The organism is Promicromonospora iranensis (assembly GCF_028994805.1).
Taxonomy (GTDB): Bacteria; Actinomycetota; Actinomycetes; order Actinomycetales; family Cellulomonadaceae; genus Promicromonospora; species Promicromonospora iranensis.
Window position 1 is genome coordinate 52803 of record NZ_JAJQQP010000010.1, and the last position, 16305, is coordinate 69107.

The following is a 16305-nucleotide window of genomic DNA, read 5'->3' on the forward strand; positions in this document are numbered from 1 at the left end:
GGACGTGTGTGAGCTCACTGAGGTCAACAAGCCGAAAGACAGCTCTGAGCTCACACACGTCCGCACTGAACCTGCGACATGAAAGGCGACCTCTCGTGTCCCCCACACCTTCCCCAGGCGAGACGACGCCACCGGTCGATGCGCCACAACGGACACCGATCTGGGCGCTCCTCCCGCTGCGCGTCTTCCTCGGCGGCACCTTCATCTACGCAGGCCTCTCCAAGATCCTCGACCCCCACTACCTGGACCACACCTCACCCCTCGGCATCCACGCTCAGATGCTGCACGCCGCGACAACCTCGCCGATCGGTCCGCTGGTGTCCTTCACGGCCGAGCACCCGGCCGTCACCGGCCTCGTCATCGCCTTCGGCGAGATCGCTGTCGGGCTGGGCACCCTGCTCGGGCTGTTCACCCGTATCGCCGCACTCGGCGGGCTTCTCCTCGCGCTGAGCTTCTTCCTCACCGTCAGCTGGACGACCCGCCCCTACTACTTCGGCGCCGACATCGTCTTCGCGGCCGCCTGGACCCCGCTGCTGATCGCCGGCGACGCAGGCCCGTTCTCCATGTCAGCCCTCCTGCGCGACGCGATACGTCGTCGTCGCCGGCCGAACCCCACCCCGGAGCAAGGAAGCGTTGCCGAACGACGCACCTTGCTCCGGGGCGGTCTGATCGCCGCGACGGCCGCTGCCCTCGGCGGCACTGTCTTCGCCCTGACCCGGCGCACCACCACCCCGGAACCGAGCCAGCAAGACGACCAGCAAGAAGGCCAGCCAGAAGACCCAGGAACGAGCTCCCCGACAGTGATCGCTGCGGTCGCCGACGTCGCCGTCGGTTCGTCGACACGCTTCACCACGCCGAACGGTTCCGCCGCATACCTGTTGCGCCCTTCGACCGACACCTTCCTGGCGTTCCTCGCCGCCTGCACACACCAGGGCTGCCCCATCAAGCCCGCGGACCCCGGCTTCCGCTGCCCGTGCCACGGATCCACGTTCGACGACAACGGCCAGGTCACCGGCGGACCAGCGACGACCCCCCTGGCCACCGTGCCGGTGCACGTCGTCGACGGGCAGGTCACCACTGAATAGCTGCACACCGCCCGTGCGACCCCGTGGCGGTCGGACGGGCGGTGACGTGGGCGGCCGGGAGCTACCGTCGCGCCCCCGACAGATGCGCGGGACGAGGCGCCGGATCGGCCGGCCGGGTGAGTCTCAGGTCGTAGGCAAGGATGACGGCCTGGACCCGGTCGCGTGCGCCGATCTTGGCGAGGACCCGCCCGACGTGGGTCTTCACCGTCGATTCCGACAGCGTGAACCGTTGCGCGATCTCGCCGTTGGTGAGGCCGTGGCCGATGGCGACGAGGATCTCGCGCTCGCGGCGGGTCAGGAAGCCCAGCCGGGGATCTTCCCGCACGGGCCCGCAGAGGTCGTCACCGAGCCGGTCGGCGAACTCGTCGAGCAGCCGCCGGGTCAGCGCCGGCGCGATCACCGCGTCCCCGGCAGCGACGGCCCGGATGCCGGCGAGCAGCTCCTCCGGGCGGGTGTTCGTCAGCAGGAAACCACTCGCCCCGGCCCGCAGCGCGGCGAGCGCGTACCGGTCCACGTCGAACGTCGTCAGCACCAGGATCCGCGAACGCCCACCGGCGGCGACGATGCGCCGGGTGGCCTCGATCCCGTCGTCGCCCGCCATACGGACGTCCATCAGCACCACGTCGGGATACAGCTCGGTGGTCCACCGAACGGCCTCGGCGCCGTTCTCGGCCTCACCGACGATCTCGGTGTCGGGGGTGCTCTCCAGCAACATGCGAAACCCGAAGCGCTGCAGCGGCTGCGCGGCCACCACGAGCACAGAGATCATGAACGGCTACCTTTCCGGGTCGCGTAGACGGTCCAGCCGCCGTAGGGCGTGGCGCGCTCGGCCATGTCGGCGAGGCCGAGACCCGCGTCGCCGGGCGATGCCTCCTTCCTACCGAGCGAACCTGAGACGACTGTTAGAACGGCGCGACACGGCAGGGGCCCGGCTGAGTCCAGCCCCGGTCCCCTGTCCAGGGGCGCCCACCATCCGTCCGCACTTAGGGTCGGGGCATGGATCATGAGCCCATGCGACGGGTCGCCGAGTTCCGCGAGCTGTTCGACGGTGAGGTCAGGACCGGACGTCCCGAGCTCCCGGAGCACCGGCGGACGCTGTTGGCCGAAGAAGCCGGCGAGGCCGCCGAGGCGCTCACCGACCTCGCCACGGCGCTGCGGGACGGCGACGACCCGGTCGCCGCCTACCGCGCGGTCGCCAAGGAGCTGGCCGACGTTCTCTACGTGACCTACGGCGCCGCTGACGCGCTCGGGATCGACCTTCCCGCCGTGTTCGTCGAGGTCCACCGGTCCAACCTGAGCAAGGTCGACGACGACGGCCAGGTCGTGCGCCGAGCCGACGGCAAGGTGCTCAAGGGGCCCAGCTACCAGCCGCCGGTGCTCGACGGCCTCGTCGAACGGCCGTCGACCATCGGATCGTAGGAGCGGTGCGCCGCGGGCTCACCACGTCCTGACGTGCTGCCCCAGCAGACCCACCCCGTTCGGGCCCAGCCGTCGGCAGAGCTCCACGAGCACGAGCGCGCACTGCCGCGCGTCCGCCCCGGCGTCGTGGTGGTCGTGCGCGGCGATGTCCAGCGCCCGGGAGACGTCGGGCAGCTTGTACGACGTGAGGTCCAGCACCGACCGCGCCGTGTCCCGGGTGCAGAGCCACGACGACCGCGGCACGGCGAGCCCGTACACCTCGCTCGCCTGCGTCAGCACCGAGCGGTCGAAGGAGGCGTTGTGCGCCACGAGCGTGTCCCCGCCCACGAGCTCGGCGAGCTTCGGGTAGACGACGTCCCAGGTCGGCGCACCGACCACGTCCCACTCGGTGATCCCGTGGACCCGCACGTTGAAGCTGCCGAACGACTGGTGCCCCGGCGGCGGCTGGACCAGCGTCTCGAGCGAGTCGACGACGACGCCGTCCCGGACCTTGACGACCCCGACGGCGCACACCGAGGCCCGCTTCGGGTTGGCTGTCTCGAAGTCGATGGCGGTGAACGACAGGCCGGGCAGAGCGGCGGAGGGCATGCCGGGCATCGTAGGACGGCGAGCGCCCGGTCCGGCGACCAAAACGCCGGGCGCGCCGCAGCCCACGGCCTGCCGCGGCAGGGCACCGCTCCTGAGGACCGTTCAGCAGGCTCCAGCGTGCCGGAACCACCCCTTCGGTGGTCGCCTGGAGCCTGCTGAACGGGAGTCAGCTCTGGCTGCCCGCCCGTGGCGTGGCCTACGGCGGATCAGCCCTCCCGGACGGCCACCTCGAAGACCCGGGCGACGTCCGGGTCGTAGTCCGACGGGTCCGTGATGACCAGGCGCACCTGGTCGACGGCTGCCGCCGACCCCGGCGCGCTCACCAGGCCGAGCACGTTGTCCTGGTAGTCCGCGACCTGCTGCCACCCCGCGGACGTGTGCACCTCGACCGCGAAGTCGCGCAGCACGTTGACCGATCCCCCGCCCACGAACCCGCTGTACACGTCGATCTGCTCGACCACCGTGGGCGCGTCGAGCGTGATCGTCAGGGTCGGCGTGGCGTCACCGACCGCGGACAGCCAGCGCCCCGCGTTCGTGCAGTCGCCGTCCACGGCCTTGGCCGCACCGCTCGTCGCGCTGTTGGCCGACGACGCGACCGCCGTCGCGCCGACCGCCGCGTGGGAGGCGCAGGGCGACGCGTACGGCTGCTCGGCCAGCCACGCCTTGATCATCTCGCCCTGGTACTCCCCGCCGAGCAGGTTCCAGTCGTGGTCGAACATCTGCGGCTTCCAGTAGTTGTCGAAGATCCACGCCGTCCAGCTGATGTGCGGGCGGGCGTCGAGGTACTCGCGCAGCGGGATGCCCCAGCCGGACGTGGTGCCCTGCGTGACCACCGGGTCGGAGAACTCGCCGGGCGGGTTCCACCCGAACTCGGTGAGGATCACCGGGATCTGCCGGGCGGCGTTGCCGAACTTCGCGTCCAGGTTCGCCGCGGTCGCCTCCCCCTGGTTGGGATACAGGTGGTAGACGTACGCGATGTCGTTCCCGGCGATCGGGTCGGCCGCGGCCTGGTTGACGTAGGTGCTCCACTGCGGGCCGCCCATCAGCAGCAGCGTCTCGGGCGCCACGGCCCGGATGTCGTCGACCACCGGCTGGATGTACGACTTCCAGGTGGCCCAGCTCGCGGGCGCGACGGGCTCGTTGAACACCTCGTAGATGACGTTCGGCACGTCCGCGTACAGGGGCGCGACGTAGTCCCAGAACTCCGACACCGCCGACTGCGGCACCCCGCCGGTGCCGTAGTCGGACACGTGGTGCAGGTCCACGATGATGTAGATGCCGAGGTCCACGGCCTGCTGCACGTAGGGGTCCACGTACCGGGCCACGTTGTCCTCGACGCTGAGCGAGCCCCAGATCGTGACGGGCAGGCGTACGACGTCGGACTCCCAGCCGTCGGAGACCGTCATGTCGATCACGTCGGAGATCGGCCTGGGGTGACACTCGGGGCACTCGGCGTTGTGCCGGGGCGCGAGCACGGACACGCCGCGGAGCTGGACAGGGCTGCCCGCGGCGTTCACGATCGTGTTGCCGGAGGTGCCGAGCCGGGACACGGCGGCCGGCGCGGCTTCCGCCGCTTCGGCCGGACCCGCGGCGCCCGGACCCGCGGCGGCACCCGACGCCGCGGCCGGGACGACGAGGCCGGTGCCTGCGACGACGAGCGCGAGCGCCGAGGCGGCGATGGCGTGGCGCCAGGGCCGGCGCGGGGCGGGCCGGGAGCCGGCGGTGACGGACAGGGGCGCACGGCCCCTCAGGAGGATGTTGCGCAGCACGATGGTTCTCCGTTCTTCGTTGAACGAGTGGTCGAGCTCCGTGGTGGCAGCGGTCCAGCGGTCAGCGGGGTGCGACCACCCCCTCCGGTTCGCCGATGACGACGTCGGCGCTGAGCGGCAGGTCGGCGACGTGCGGGCCCGCATGGACGGTGAGCACGCCCGGGTCGGTCCGCCACCCGCCGTCCCAGCGGGCGAGCGACCGCGCGGGGACGTGCACGACCGCGGTCACGGTCGCGCCCGGCTCCGCGTGGACGACGGCGAACCCGGCGAGCCGGCGCACGGGTCGCTCCGCCACGTCCCGGCCGAGGCCCGGAGGCGTGTCGCCGCCGTCGGGTCCCGAGAGGTAGACCTGGACCACGTGCTTGCCCGCCCGGGTGCCGGTGTTGGTGGCCTCGACGCGCACCTCGAACCCGGCCCCGGGCTCCACGTCGGCCGGCGCCCGCAGACCGTCGAGCCGCCAGGTGGTGTACCCGAGCCCGTGCCCGAACGGGTAGGCGGGCACGCGGCCGGCCCGCAGCCAGGCGCGGTACCCGACGTGGATGCCCTCGTCGTAGCGCACCGCACCGTCGACGGGGGTGGTGTCGAGCACGGGCACGTCCGCCTCGGCGACGGGCCACGTGGTGGGCAGGCGTCCGCCGGGCTCGACGACGCCGAGCAGCACGTCGGCGAGCGCGTGCCCGTACTCCTGCCCGCCGAACCAGGTGAGCAGCACGGCGGCGACGTCGTCCCGCCAGGGCAGCAGCACGGGCGCCCCCGCGTTGACGACCACCACCGTGCGCGGGTTGGCGGCCGCGACGGCGCGCACCAGGTCGTCCTGGCGGCCGGGCAGCGCGAGCGTGGTGCGGTCGAAGCCCTCGCTCTCGACCTCGGCGCTCGTGCCCACGACCACCACGGCGACGTCCGCGGCGCGGGCGGCACCGGCCGCCGCGGCGATCTCCGCGTCCGCGTCGCCCTGGCCCAGGTCGAGACCGAGCGTCAGGGTCACGGCGCTGTCCGGGCGCTCACGCTCGGGCAGCGCCAGCCGCACCACGACGTCCACCGGCACCCCGGCGGTCAGGGTCATGGGCGCGCTCGCCGACGGCGGGGCCACGAGACCGCCGCCGAACTCCTGCCCGGTGTGCACGAGCGTGGTCTCGACCAGGGTCCGGCCGTCGACCGTGAGCACGGCGTGCCCGGCACCCGCGACCCCGAGGCGCACCTCGCCGGGCTCGCGGGGCACGTACCGGGTGCTGACCTCGATGGTCGTGGTGGCACCGAGGCGGTCCGAACCGAGACGGGCGAGGTCGGCCGTGCGGCGGTTCTCGTCGTGCACCACCCCGCCGTCGGCGTCCCGGAACACCGCCCGGATGCCGGGCTCCCCGGAGACCGGGTCGGTGAGGTCCGCCAGCGGGAGGGGTGCCAGGCCGGGCTGTGCCACGGCGCCGAGGGACCAGGTGACCTCCGCGTGGGGCAGGGCGGCACGCAGCCCGTCCAGTGGGGACACGGTGCGTTCGGGCTCGACCAGCGCGCTGCCGCCGCCCTGTGTGCGGGCCAGGAACGCGTTGTGCCCGATCACTGCGACCGACCGCAGCGCGTCGGCCGCCCAGGGCAGCTCGTCCGCGTTGCGGACCAGCACGGTTCCAGCGGCCGCCACCTCCCGCGCCAGGGCACGCCCGGCCTCGAGGGCGGCCTCGGGGTCGGCCGCCAGGCCGGACGGTGCGGCCACCGCGGGCGCGAACCCGTCGAGCGCACCCACCCGGGCAGCCAGCCGCAGGATCCGCAGCACCTTCTGGTCGACCGCGTCCTCGGGCACCCGGCCGGCGCGCACCGCCTCGACGAGCTGCTCGCCCCACGGCCCGCCCGGGCCCGGCATGACCAGGTCGAGCCGCGTGAGCGCCGCCGGCTCGGTGGTGCACGCGGCCCACCAGTCGGAGACGACGACGCCGTCGAACCCCCACTCGCCCGCCAGCGGCTCGGCGAGCAGCGGGTTCTCGGTCATGGTGGCGCCGTTCACCGAGTTGTACGCGGCCATCACGAGCCACGGACGCTCCTGCACCACCGTCTCCTCGAACGCCGCGAGGTACAGCTCGCGCAGCGCCCTGTCGCTCACCACGACGTCGGCCGTGAACCGTTCGGTCTCGAAGTCGTTGGCGACGTAGTGCTTGGGTGTGGCGCCCACGCCTCCGTCCTGCACGCCGCGCACGGTGGCGGCGGCGAGCCGGGAGGTGAGCAGCGGGTCCTCCGAGTACGCCTCGAAGTGGCGGCCGCCGAGCGGGCTGCGGTGCAGGTTGATCGTGGGGCCGAGCACGACGTCCGCCCCGGCCCGCCGCGCCTCGGCGGCGAGCACACCGCCGTACCGGCGAGCCAGCTCCGGGTCCCAGGTGGCGCCGAGCGCGGTGGCCGACGGCAGGTTGAGCGCCGTGCGCCGGTCGTCCCAGCTCTCGCCGCGGATACCGGACGGGCCGTCCGACAGCACGATCCGGCGCAGGCCGATCGCCGGCTCGGCGTGCAGGGCCCAGAAGTCGGCACCGGTCAGCAGGCGCACCTTCTGCTCCAGCGTGAGGCGTCGAAGCAGGGGCCGTAGGTCGTCGTCGGACGGCGTGGCGGCGGGCGCGCTCGCGTCGCTGGTCATCGTCATGTCGTCAGTCCTCAGCTAGGTCCAGGGCTCGGGCAGGGCAGGGCTCAGTCGCGGTGGGTGCGGATCTCGTCGGGCCACGCGAGCGTGACGCCGAGCGTGTCGCTCAGCAGCCGCTGGTAGTCGGCCAGCCGCTCGGGGTCGCTGCGCACCTTGCGCGGTGGCAGACCCCGGTCGAGGCAGAACGCGACGAGCGCACCGACCGCCTCGCCGATGCCCCACTCCACGGGGTGCAGCCGGTAGCAGCCGTTGGTGATGTGCGTGGTCCCGATGTTCTTGCCCGCCGGCAGCAGGTTCTCCACCCGCACCGGGACGAGGGCACCGAGCGGCACCTGGAACGGGTACGCCTCGATGTCCACGTAGCTGCGGCCGGCCGTGCTGGGGTGCAGGTCGATCCGGTACCGGCCCAGGCCCACGGTGTCCTCGAAGATCTCGCTCCCGGCGCCGTCCGGCCGGGCCAGCACGCCCACGTGCTGCTCGGTGACGGTCAGCTCCGCCCGGATGCGGCGGGCCTCGCGGATGTACGGGGTCTTGGCGAGACCGTCCGGCGTCCCGGTGACATCGGGCCGCAGCCTCAGGCCGGGGTAGCCCGTGCCGCCGTCGGGCCGCGGCGCCTCGGTCTGCAGCCAGTGCAGGAACGAGAAGGAGAGGTCGCGGGCGCCCGCGTGCGCGGCCGCGCGGGCCGTGTCGTCGACCCCGGGGCCCAGCAGGGGCGCCTCCCAGTAGTCGATCTGTGGCCAGTTGACGACGGTGACGTCGGTCATGGCGCCGTCGACGAAGTTGTCGCGGGCCAGGACGCGGCGGAACGTCCACAGGGGGAACGGTGCGCGGTGGGCGTGGTCCGGCTCGAACAGGCGCCAGGTGCGGGGTTCCAGCGTGATGGGCACGACGTCGTCGAGCGAGAGCTGTGGGCCGGGCCAGAACGGGGCGACGGCGGTGCGCCAGTGCGTGTACCCGGCCGGGCGGTCGACGGTGTGGTCCTCGCCGGGCCGGTGCTCCAGGGCGAAGCACCAGGAGATGGCCTGCTGGTCCAGGGGGTCGGCGACGGCGGGCGCGTGCGGCTCGCCCGTCTCGTCGTGCCCCTCGGCGCCGACGACGTGCTCCACGTCGGCGAGCTCCAGCAGGTCACCGAGCTCGGTGGCGTCGACGACGTAGTCGGCGTGGACCGTGGTCTCGGCGCCGTCGCGCAGGTCGCGGAGGGTGACGGCGTCCACCTCGTCACCGGACGTGTGGGCGGCGACGGCGTCGTGGCACAGGAGCAGCTCGATCTGCCCGCCGGCACGCCACGGGGCGATCATCTCCTCCAGGACGGCGGCGGCGACGCGGGGTTCGTGACACATGCGGCTGACGATGCCCAGGCCGGGGTCGAGGAGCGGGTCGGCGCCGGCTCGCGGTGTCAGCGGGTAGTTGCGGCGGTAGTAGTCGCGCACGCGCCGGCGCAGCTCGGCGTACCCGGGCGGGGCGTAGCCGTCCTCGATCCAGGTGTGCTCGTCGGGCGGCACCGCCTGGGCGGTGAGCTGGCCGCCCAGCCAGTCGGTGGGCTCGGTCAGGACGACGCGGCGGCCCAGCCGGGCCGCGGTCAGTGCGGCGGCCACGCCGCCCAGCCCGCCGCCTACGACCAGCACGTCCGTCTTGCGCTCGTTCATGCGGTGCTCCCCCTCGGTGGTGTGGTGGTACGCGCGGCGACGGTCTCGCCCGGGACGACGACGCACGGCACGAGCACGTCCGCCACGGGTTCTCCGGACCCGTCGAGCATGCCGACGAGCGTGTCGATGGCGAGGCGGCCCACCTCGCGGCGGGGGATCTGCAGGCAGTCCCAGCGCACCGGCGCATCGGGGGCCACGCCCTCCAGGACGGCGACGGACACGTCCCGCGGCACCTCGAGCCCGCGGGCGCGGAGCTGCTCGGCGAGCGGGTGCGCCAGCCACTCGGCGTCGGCGACCACCGCGGTGACCGCACCGTCCGCCACGGCGTCCAGCCAGACAGGGTCCAGCCCACCGCCGTCGGCCGCGGCGGAGCCCGGGCCGCTCGGTGACATGTCGCGCAGCCCGCGCCGGGCGACGGCGGACTCGTAGCCGCGCTGCCGGTCGGCGTAGGACTCCTCGTCGATGCCCGTGCGCAGGTAGCCGATCCCCCGGTGCCCGAGGTCGGCCAGGTGGTCGACGATCGCGGCGGCGGCCGACTCGTAGTCCGGTACGACGCACGTGATGCGGGTTCCCGGCACCTCGCGCCGTCCGATGTGGACGAACGGGTACCCGTCCGCCTCCAGCCGGGCCAGCTCCGCCTTGTCGGCCGCGACGCCGAGCAGCACCGCGCCGTCGGCCAGGTTGAGCCGGTTCACGCCGTCGCGGTAGACACGACGGCGCCCGTCGCTCCCTCCGGTGGAGGTGAACAGCACCAGGTCGTGGTCGATCTCCTCGGCCCGCTCCTCGATGCCGAGCAGGAACTCGAAGTAGAAGTCCTCGCGGGCCCGCGGGAACACGGCCTCGAAGGTGTGCACGCCCAGCAGCCGGTTGCGGCCGGTGCGGAGCTTGCGTGCCGCCGGGTTGGGCACGTAGCCCAGCTCCTTGATCGCCTCCTGGATGCGACGGCGGGTGCTCTCGGGGATCCGGGCCGTGTCCGTGTCGCCGCCGATCACGCGGGACACGGCGGACTGCGAGACGCCGGCCAGCCGGGCGACGTCGGACTGCCGCGGCGGCCTGGCGCGGCGTGGGGTCGTGGTCACTGGTTCTCCTGGGTGGTGCGGTCGGTGGCGTGCTCGGCCACGGGTCCGGCGTCGGTCCCGGCGTCGGTCCCGGGGCGGTCGAGCTCGCCCGCACGCCCTTCCGGGTGGAGCCAGCAGCGCGCCCAGCGGCCACCGCCGAGGTCGGTGCGCGGCGGCGCCTGCGTGCGGCACACGTCCATGGCGAACGGGCAGCGCGGGTGGAACCGGCACCCGGCGGGCGGGTCGATCAGGCTGGGGGGCTCACCGAGGCTGTCGGCATCGGCGTCGAACAGCGCCTCGCGGTCGCGAGCGCCCCGGCCGGGGTCGGGCGACGACTCGACGAGCAGGCGGGTGTACGGGTGCTGGGGTGCGGCGATGACCTGCTCCTTGGGCCCGCCCTCGACCATCTCGCCCGCGTACATCACCACGATGTCGTCGCACAGGTAGCGGGCGCTGGCGATGTCGTGCGTGATGTAGAGCAGGGCCAGGCCGTCCTCGCTGCGCAGCCGGTCGAGCAGGTTGAGCATCTCCAGCCGGATCGACACGTCGAGCATCGAGATGGGTTCGTCGCCCAGCAGCACCTTGGGTTCCACGGCCAGGGCGCGGGCGATGACGACACGCTGCCGCTGCCCGCCGGACAGCTCGTGCGGGAACTTGTCGACATACTGCTCCACGGGCGTCAGCGCCACACGCTCCAGCAGCTCCCGGACCCGGCGGTCCAGCTCGGCCCGGCCGCGCACCGCGTGGTGCAGCCGGAGGGGCCGCTCGAGGTTGTGCCGCACCCGGTGCAGCGGGTTCAGGGAGCCGAACGGGTCCTGGAAGATGAGCTGGACGTCCCGGTGGTAACCGCGCTCCACCCGGCCGCGACGCCGGCGGACGGGCGTGCCCTCCAGCCGGATCTCGCCGCTGGTCGGGGCGTAGAAGCCGGCCAGCAGGCGGGCGAGCGTCGTCTTGCCGCTGCCCGACTCCCCGACCAGCGCCACCACGCGGCCGCGGTGCAGGGCCAGCGTGCCGCCCTCCACGGCGCGCACCACCGAACGGGCGCCGACGGCGGACCGCACCGCGAAGTGCTTGGTCACGTCGACGGCCTCCAGCACCGGCGCCTCCGGCACGGTGGTGCCGGGGGCGGACGTCGCGGGGACGGTGGTCGCGGTCATCGTGCTCCTCCTTCGGGTCCTGCGGTCCGGTCAGGCCTCGCGGCCCGGTCCTGCTGCCCGGTGTCGGCGGGTCGCCCGGTCGCCGCCGGGTCGTGCAGCCGGCACGCGACGGCGTGCCCGCCCGCGGCGACCAGGCCAGGGAGGTGGGTGTCGCACCCGTCGAACCGCGCGGCGCACCGGGGGTGGAACGGGCAGCCCGACGGCGGGCGGCGCAGGTCGGGCGGCGTGCCCGGGATCCCGGTGAGCCGGCGCAGGGGCGCCCGCAGCGGCGGGAACGAGTCGCGCAGCCCGCGGGTGTACGGGTGACGTGGCTCGTCGTAGATCTCCTGCGCGGTACCGAGCTCCACGACCCGGCCCGCGTACATGATGGCGATCCGGTCGGCGAGCTCCAGCAGGAGCGACAGGTCGTGCGTCACGAAGACGACGGCGAACCCCAGCGTCCGGCGCAGCCGCAGCACCTGGGCGAGGATCTGCCGCTGCATGACGACGTCGACCGCCGTCGTGGGCTCGTCCATCACCACGAGCTCGGGCCGGCAGGCGAGGGCCAGCGCGATGCTGGCCCGCTGCCGCATGCCCCCGGACAGCTCGTGCGGGTAGCTGCGCACCCGGTCCCCCGAGATGCCGACGGTCGCGAGCAGCTCGGCCGCGCGCGTCCAGGCGGCGTCCCGGCTCAGGGACCGGTCGTGGGTACGCAGCACGTCGGCGAACTGAGCACCGAGCCGCATCACCGGGTTGAGCGCGTCCATGGCGCTCTGGAGCACGATCGACAGGGAGGTCCAGCGCAGGGCACGCAACGTCCTGGGGCTCGCGGTCACCAGGTCCACCGCGGGCCCGCCGTCGCGAGGATGGAACACGATGCTCCCCGCCGTGGTGACCGCGGGCGGCCGCTGGAGCCGGGTGAGCGCGGTGATCAGGGTCGACTTGCCGGAGCCCGACTCGCCGGCCACCCCGAGGATCTCGCCACGGCGCAGCGTGAAGGTGACGTCCGCGCAGGCCCGCACCGGGTCGCCGTCGGTCACGTACTCGACGGCGAGGCCCGTGACCTCGAGGACGGCGCCGGACGCGCTGCGCGCGCCGGTCAGGTCGGTGTCGGTCAGGTCGGTGTCGGTGCGGTCGGACTCGTGCACGGTCCTCGTGACCATCAGGCATCGCTCCCCACGCGGGTCTCGCCGACGACGCCGTCGGCACGGTCGGCACGGCTGGCACGGCCGGCGCGGTCCCGGGTGCGGCGCACCACGGAGCGCCGCACCGTGCGCAGCTTCGGGTTGGACAGCTCGTCGACGCCGAAGTTCACGAGCGTCGCCGCCGTCGCGACCAGGGCGATGCACAGCCCCGGCGGGACGAACCACCACCACATCCCGCGCAGCACCGCGCTCTGCTGCTGGGCGGCCTGGATCATCGTGCCCCAGCTGATCGCGCCGGAGTCGGAGATCCCGAGGAACGCGAGCCCCGCCTCGGCCATGACGCCGCCGATGACGCCCTGCAGGAACATCGCGGCGATCCACCCGGTGAGGTGGGGCAGCACCTCGTGGAACAGCAGCCGGTGGTGCGGCTCGCCGAGGGTGCGCATCGCGAGCACGAAGTCCCGGTTGCTCACGCTCATGGCCTGCGCGCGGATGGTGCGAGCACCGCCCGACCAGCCGAAGAAGCCGATGATCAGCGCGATGACCCACAGCCCCGTGCCCTGCATGTAGCCGGCGACGATGAGGATGAGCGGCAGCACCGGCATGACGATGAACAGGTTGGACAGGAAGTTCAGCCAGGAGTCGGTGCGCCCGCCGAAGTACCCGGCGGGGAGCCCGACGAGGATCGCGAGCGCCGTGCCGATCACCGCCGAAAGGAACCCGACGAACAGGGATCCCCGGGCGCCCTCGATGGTCTGGGCCAGCACGTCCTGGCCGAACTGGGTGGTGCCGAGCCAGTGCTGAGCACTCGGCGGCTGACCGATGGCGGTCAGGTCGTTGGCCCGCGGGTCAAGGCCGGGAACAGCGGCGGTGAGCCACGGTCCGAGCAGCGCCAGGAGCACGAAGAACACGATGACCGACAGGCCGACCCGGACCTTCCAGCCCCTCAGGAGTCCGCTCCGCACGGCGCTCACCCCTGTTCCCGGATGCGCGGGTCGAGCACGACGTACAGGGAGTCGGCCAGCAGGTTGGCCAGCAGCGTCGCGAGCGTCACGATGAGGAAGACGCCCTGCATCATCGGGTAGTCCCGCTTCGTGAGGGACTCGAACAGCAGGTAGCCGATGCCGGGATAGCTGAAGACGGTCTCGGTCAGCAGCGCCCCGCCGATCACGCCGCCGAGCGCCATGGCGAAGCCCGTGAAGCTCGGCAGCATGGCGTTGCGCGCGGCGTACCGCAGGACGACGCGACCCCGGGACAGGCCCTTGGCCTGGGCAAGCAGCACGTAGTCCTCCCGGACGGTGGTGACGGTCATGTTCCGCATGCCGAGCAGCCACCCGCCGAACGCCGAGAACACGATCGTCGCCGCAGGCAGCGCCCCGTAGTGCAGCACGGAGGCGAGGAACGGCAGGTTGAACCCCTCGGTGAGGTTGGCGTCGTAGCCGCCCGACAGGGGGAACCAGCCGAGCACGAAGCCGAACACCCACAGGGCGAGCAGCGCGACCCAGAAGTACGGCACCGACGAGAGGAACGCCGTCACGGGGGTCAGGATGGAATCGAGCCGGCTGCCGGCCTTCCACCCGGCGATCACGCCGAGACCCGTGCCGAGCACGAACGCGAGCACGGTGGTGGTGCCGACCAGCAACAGGGTCCAGGGCAGCGCCTCCAGCACCAGCTCGCTCACCGGCACCGGGAAGTTGACGACGGAGACGCCGAGGTCGAAGCGGGCGAGCTGGCCCAGGTACCCGAGGAACTGCTCGCCGAGGTTCTGGTCCGGGTCGCCGAAGATGGCCCGGATGCTCTCCAGGGTCTCCGGCGGCACCTGCTGCCCGCTGACCCGCTGCAGCTCCTCCACGATCGCCGAGGAGGGGTCACCGGGCATCAGGCGCGGCAGCAGGAAGTTGAGCACGATCGCGGCCGCCGCGGCCGCGGCGTAGAAGCCGAGCCGGCGCAGCAGGAACCCCCAGCGGCGCACTGCCCGCACCGCCGCGGGCGGGTCCGCCGCTGCCGTGCGCGCCGGGGCGGGCGTCTCCGTCGTCGTCATCGTCAGCCGTCCGCGGGCTCGAGGTCGAGCATCGTGAGGATGAGGTCCGGCCCCATCCCGACGAACGGGACGTGCTCGAAGTTCTCCGGCGTGGGCCAGCCCGACCAGCGGGTCGCGTTGATCTGCACGAAGTAGAAGTTGTCGTACAGCGGGCTGAACGGCACCTCGTCGACGACGAGCCGCTGCATCCGCAGGCCCAGCCGCTTGAGCTCGGCCTCGTCGTCCGTGCTCTCCATCGCATCGATGATCTCGTCGGCCTCGGGATGGGACCAGCGCCCCTGGTTGAGCGTCGCCGACTCCCCCACCGGGACCACGAAGTCGCCGTCCAGGAAGCTGTACACGCCGTAGACGCCGGCGCCGCCCGTGGACGTCGCGGAGATGTCGAAGTCGCCGAGGTTCATCGCGTCGTAGAAGCCGGCCGTGGGCTGACCCGCGGGCTCGACCTCGATGCCGAGCGAGTCACGCCAGCCGTTGATGAGGATGTCGGCGTAGCTGCCCCAGTCCCAGTCGTTGTTGAACAGGATGCTGGGCCGGTAGCTCTCGCCGTCCTTGACCAGCGCGCCGTCCTCGACGGTCCAGCCGCCCTCGGCCAGCTCTGCCAGGGCGCCGTCGGGATCGACAGGCCATGGCTCGGTGAGGTCGGGGTCCACCCAGTCCGCGTAGACCGTCGAGTTGAGCCCGGTCGGGCCCGCCTCCGTGCCGGGCCGCTGCAGCGTGGTGGTGATCGCGGACCGGTCCATCGTCATGGCCAGCGCGCGCCGCACGTGGACGTCGTCGAACGGAGGGCGGCCGGAGTTGAACATCGCCGACATCGCGCCACCGTTCGGGTAGAGCTGGTACAGGTGGTGCTCCGGGTCCTTGGCCGTGTACTCCTGCTCCCCGTTCGCCCACGAGCCCTGCGCGATGTCGATGTCCCCGCGCAGGAGCTGTGCCTTGGCGGCGTCCTGGCTGGTGGGGATGATCTTGTAGGTCGACATCGGCAGGTCGCCGCCCCAGTAGTCGTCCCGCGCGGCCAGCGTGACCTGCTGCGGCTTGAACTCGCCGAGGGTGAACGGTCCCGTACCGACGGGTTCGGGGTTGGTCCAGGTGTTGAGGTCCTGGTCGCGCCAGATGTGCTCGGGCACCATCGGCAGCAGGATGTTGGCGAACTGCTTCACGGTAGCGAAGGCCGGCTCCGCGAACGTGACGGTGAACGTCAGGTCGTCGACCTTGTCGGCCTTCTCGTAGGTGACGCCGGCGATCGAGAACTCCGGCTGCTCGACGGGCAGGTTCAGGGAGTACACCGCGTCGTCCGCCGTGAAGGGCTCCCCGTCCGAGAAGGTGACGCCCTCGCGCAGCCGGACCGTCAGCGTGGTGCCGGCGTCGTCGAACTCCCAGCTCTCCGCGAGCCACGGCTCGACCACCGCTCCGTCGCTGTAGTCGACCCGCATGAGCGGTTCGTAGATCAGCTCCATGTTGGGCGCCTTGTCGACCGCCGGTCCCACCACGTTGTAGTTGTGGACGAACGTGGTGCCGCCGTCCGTCTTGCCGTAGACCATGGTGTCGCCGCGGCCACCGGCGCTGCCTTCGTCAGGCGTCGAGTCGGCCGCGCAGGCCGACGTCAGCAAGACCAGTCCCATGGTCAGCGCTGCAACGCGCCGCCCGAACGATCGTGCGTGTCCCATGCCAGATCCCTTCCGCTTCGTCGAGGTCGGATCGCTGCTCATACGTATGAGCAAGGCCATAGTGTCCTGGCGCCAGGTGCTCTTACGTATGAGCAAGAAAGATAGGGGTGCCCGGGCGGTCCCGTCAACGGCCCGGCCGA

At 72.7% G+C, this 16305-nt stretch carries 13 protein-coding genes; 2 read left to right on the top strand and 11 right to left on the bottom strand.

What is annotated here, in order from left to right; genetic code table 11:
* Positions 1–95: 95 nt before the first annotated feature.
* Positions 96–1085: a TQO small subunit DoxD gene (locus tag LUM46_RS17465; RefSeq protein WP_274995529.1), complete on the top strand. Its 990-nt coding sequence runs from the start codon at positions 96–98 to the stop codon at positions 1083–1085.
* A gap of 61 nt (positions 1086–1146) precedes the next feature.
* Here the strand turns inward: LUM46_RS17465 and LUM46_RS17470 are convergent, their stop codons facing one another.
* The gene (locus LUM46_RS17470; protein ID WP_274995531.1) at positions 1147–1854 is read right to left on the bottom strand and encodes a response regulator; all 708 of its coding nucleotides are present in this window, start codon (positions 1852–1854) and stop codon (positions 1147–1149) included.
* Positions 1855–2081: 227 nt separating this feature from the next.
* On the opposite strand from LUM46_RS17470, the gene LUM46_RS17475 reads away from it, so the two are divergent.
* Positions 2082–2504 (top strand): pyrophosphohydrolase domain-containing protein, encoded by a 423-nt coding sequence (locus tag LUM46_RS17475; RefSeq protein ID WP_274995532.1) that lies wholly within the window; start codon positions 2082–2084, stop codon positions 2502–2504.
* 18 nt (positions 2505–2522) lie between these two features.
* On the opposite strand, the gene LUM46_RS17480 is transcribed toward LUM46_RS17475, so the two are convergent.
* The 10 genes from LUM46_RS17480 to LUM46_RS17525 all read right to left on the bottom strand — a co-directional run bounded on the left by LUM46_RS17480 (position 2523) and on the right by LUM46_RS17525 (position 16165).
* On the bottom strand, positions 2523–3092 hold the full coding sequence (locus LUM46_RS17480; RefSeq protein ID WP_274995534.1) for an exonuclease domain-containing protein: 570 nt from the start codon (positions 3090–3092) through the stop codon (positions 2523–2525).
* Positions 3093–3298: 206 nt separating this feature from the next.
* Positions 3299–4861 carry a cellulase family glycosylhydrolase gene (locus LUM46_RS17485; protein WP_274995536.1) on the bottom strand — a complete coding sequence of 521 codons (1563 nt, stop codon included), beginning with the start codon at positions 4859–4861 and terminating at the stop codon, positions 3299–3301.
* Positions 4862–4922: 61 nt separating this feature from the next.
* On the bottom strand, positions 4923–7478 hold the full coding sequence (locus tag LUM46_RS17490; RefSeq protein WP_274995537.1) for a beta-glucosidase family protein: 2556 nt from the start codon (positions 7476–7478) through the stop codon (positions 4923–4925).
* A 44-nt stretch (positions 7479–7522) separates the two neighbouring features.
* Positions 7523–9121 carry an FAD-dependent oxidoreductase gene (locus LUM46_RS17495; protein ID WP_274995538.1) on the bottom strand — a complete coding sequence of 533 codons (1599 nt, stop codon included), beginning with the start codon at positions 9119–9121 and terminating at the stop codon, positions 7523–7525.
* Positions 9118–10200, bottom strand: coding sequence for a LacI family DNA-binding transcriptional regulator (locus LUM46_RS17500; protein WP_274995540.1), 1083 nt, complete (start codon positions 10198–10200; stop codon positions 9118–9120). Before LUM46_RS17500 ends, LUM46_RS17495 begins: the two co-directional genes overlap by 4 nt.
* Positions 10197–11336, bottom strand: a complete 1140-nt coding sequence (locus tag LUM46_RS17505) for an ABC transporter ATP-binding protein (RefSeq protein WP_274995541.1) — start codon at positions 11334–11336, stop codon at positions 10197–10199. Before LUM46_RS17505 ends, LUM46_RS17500 begins: the two co-directional genes overlap by 4 nt.
* Positions 11333–12478 carry an ABC transporter ATP-binding protein gene (locus LUM46_RS17510; protein ID WP_274995543.1) on the bottom strand — a complete coding sequence of 382 codons (1146 nt, stop codon included), beginning with the start codon at positions 12476–12478 and terminating at the stop codon, positions 11333–11335. Before LUM46_RS17510 ends, LUM46_RS17505 begins: the two co-directional genes overlap by 4 nt.
* Positions 12478–13425, bottom strand: coding sequence for an ABC transporter permease (locus LUM46_RS17515; protein WP_274995545.1), 948 nt, complete (start codon positions 13423–13425; stop codon positions 12478–12480). Before LUM46_RS17515 ends, LUM46_RS17510 begins: the two co-directional genes overlap by 1 nt.
* A gap of 5 nt (positions 13426–13430) precedes the next feature.
* On the bottom strand, positions 13431–14501 hold the full coding sequence (locus LUM46_RS17520) for an ABC transporter permease (RefSeq protein ID WP_274995547.1): 1071 nt from the start codon (positions 14499–14501) through the stop codon (positions 13431–13433).
* Between the two features lie 2 nt (positions 14502–14503).
* Positions 14504–16165 (bottom strand): ABC transporter substrate-binding protein, encoded by a 1662-nt coding sequence (locus tag LUM46_RS17525; protein ID WP_274995548.1) that lies wholly within the window; start codon positions 16163–16165, stop codon positions 14504–14506.
* Between the last annotated feature and the right edge of the window lie 140 nt (positions 16166–16305).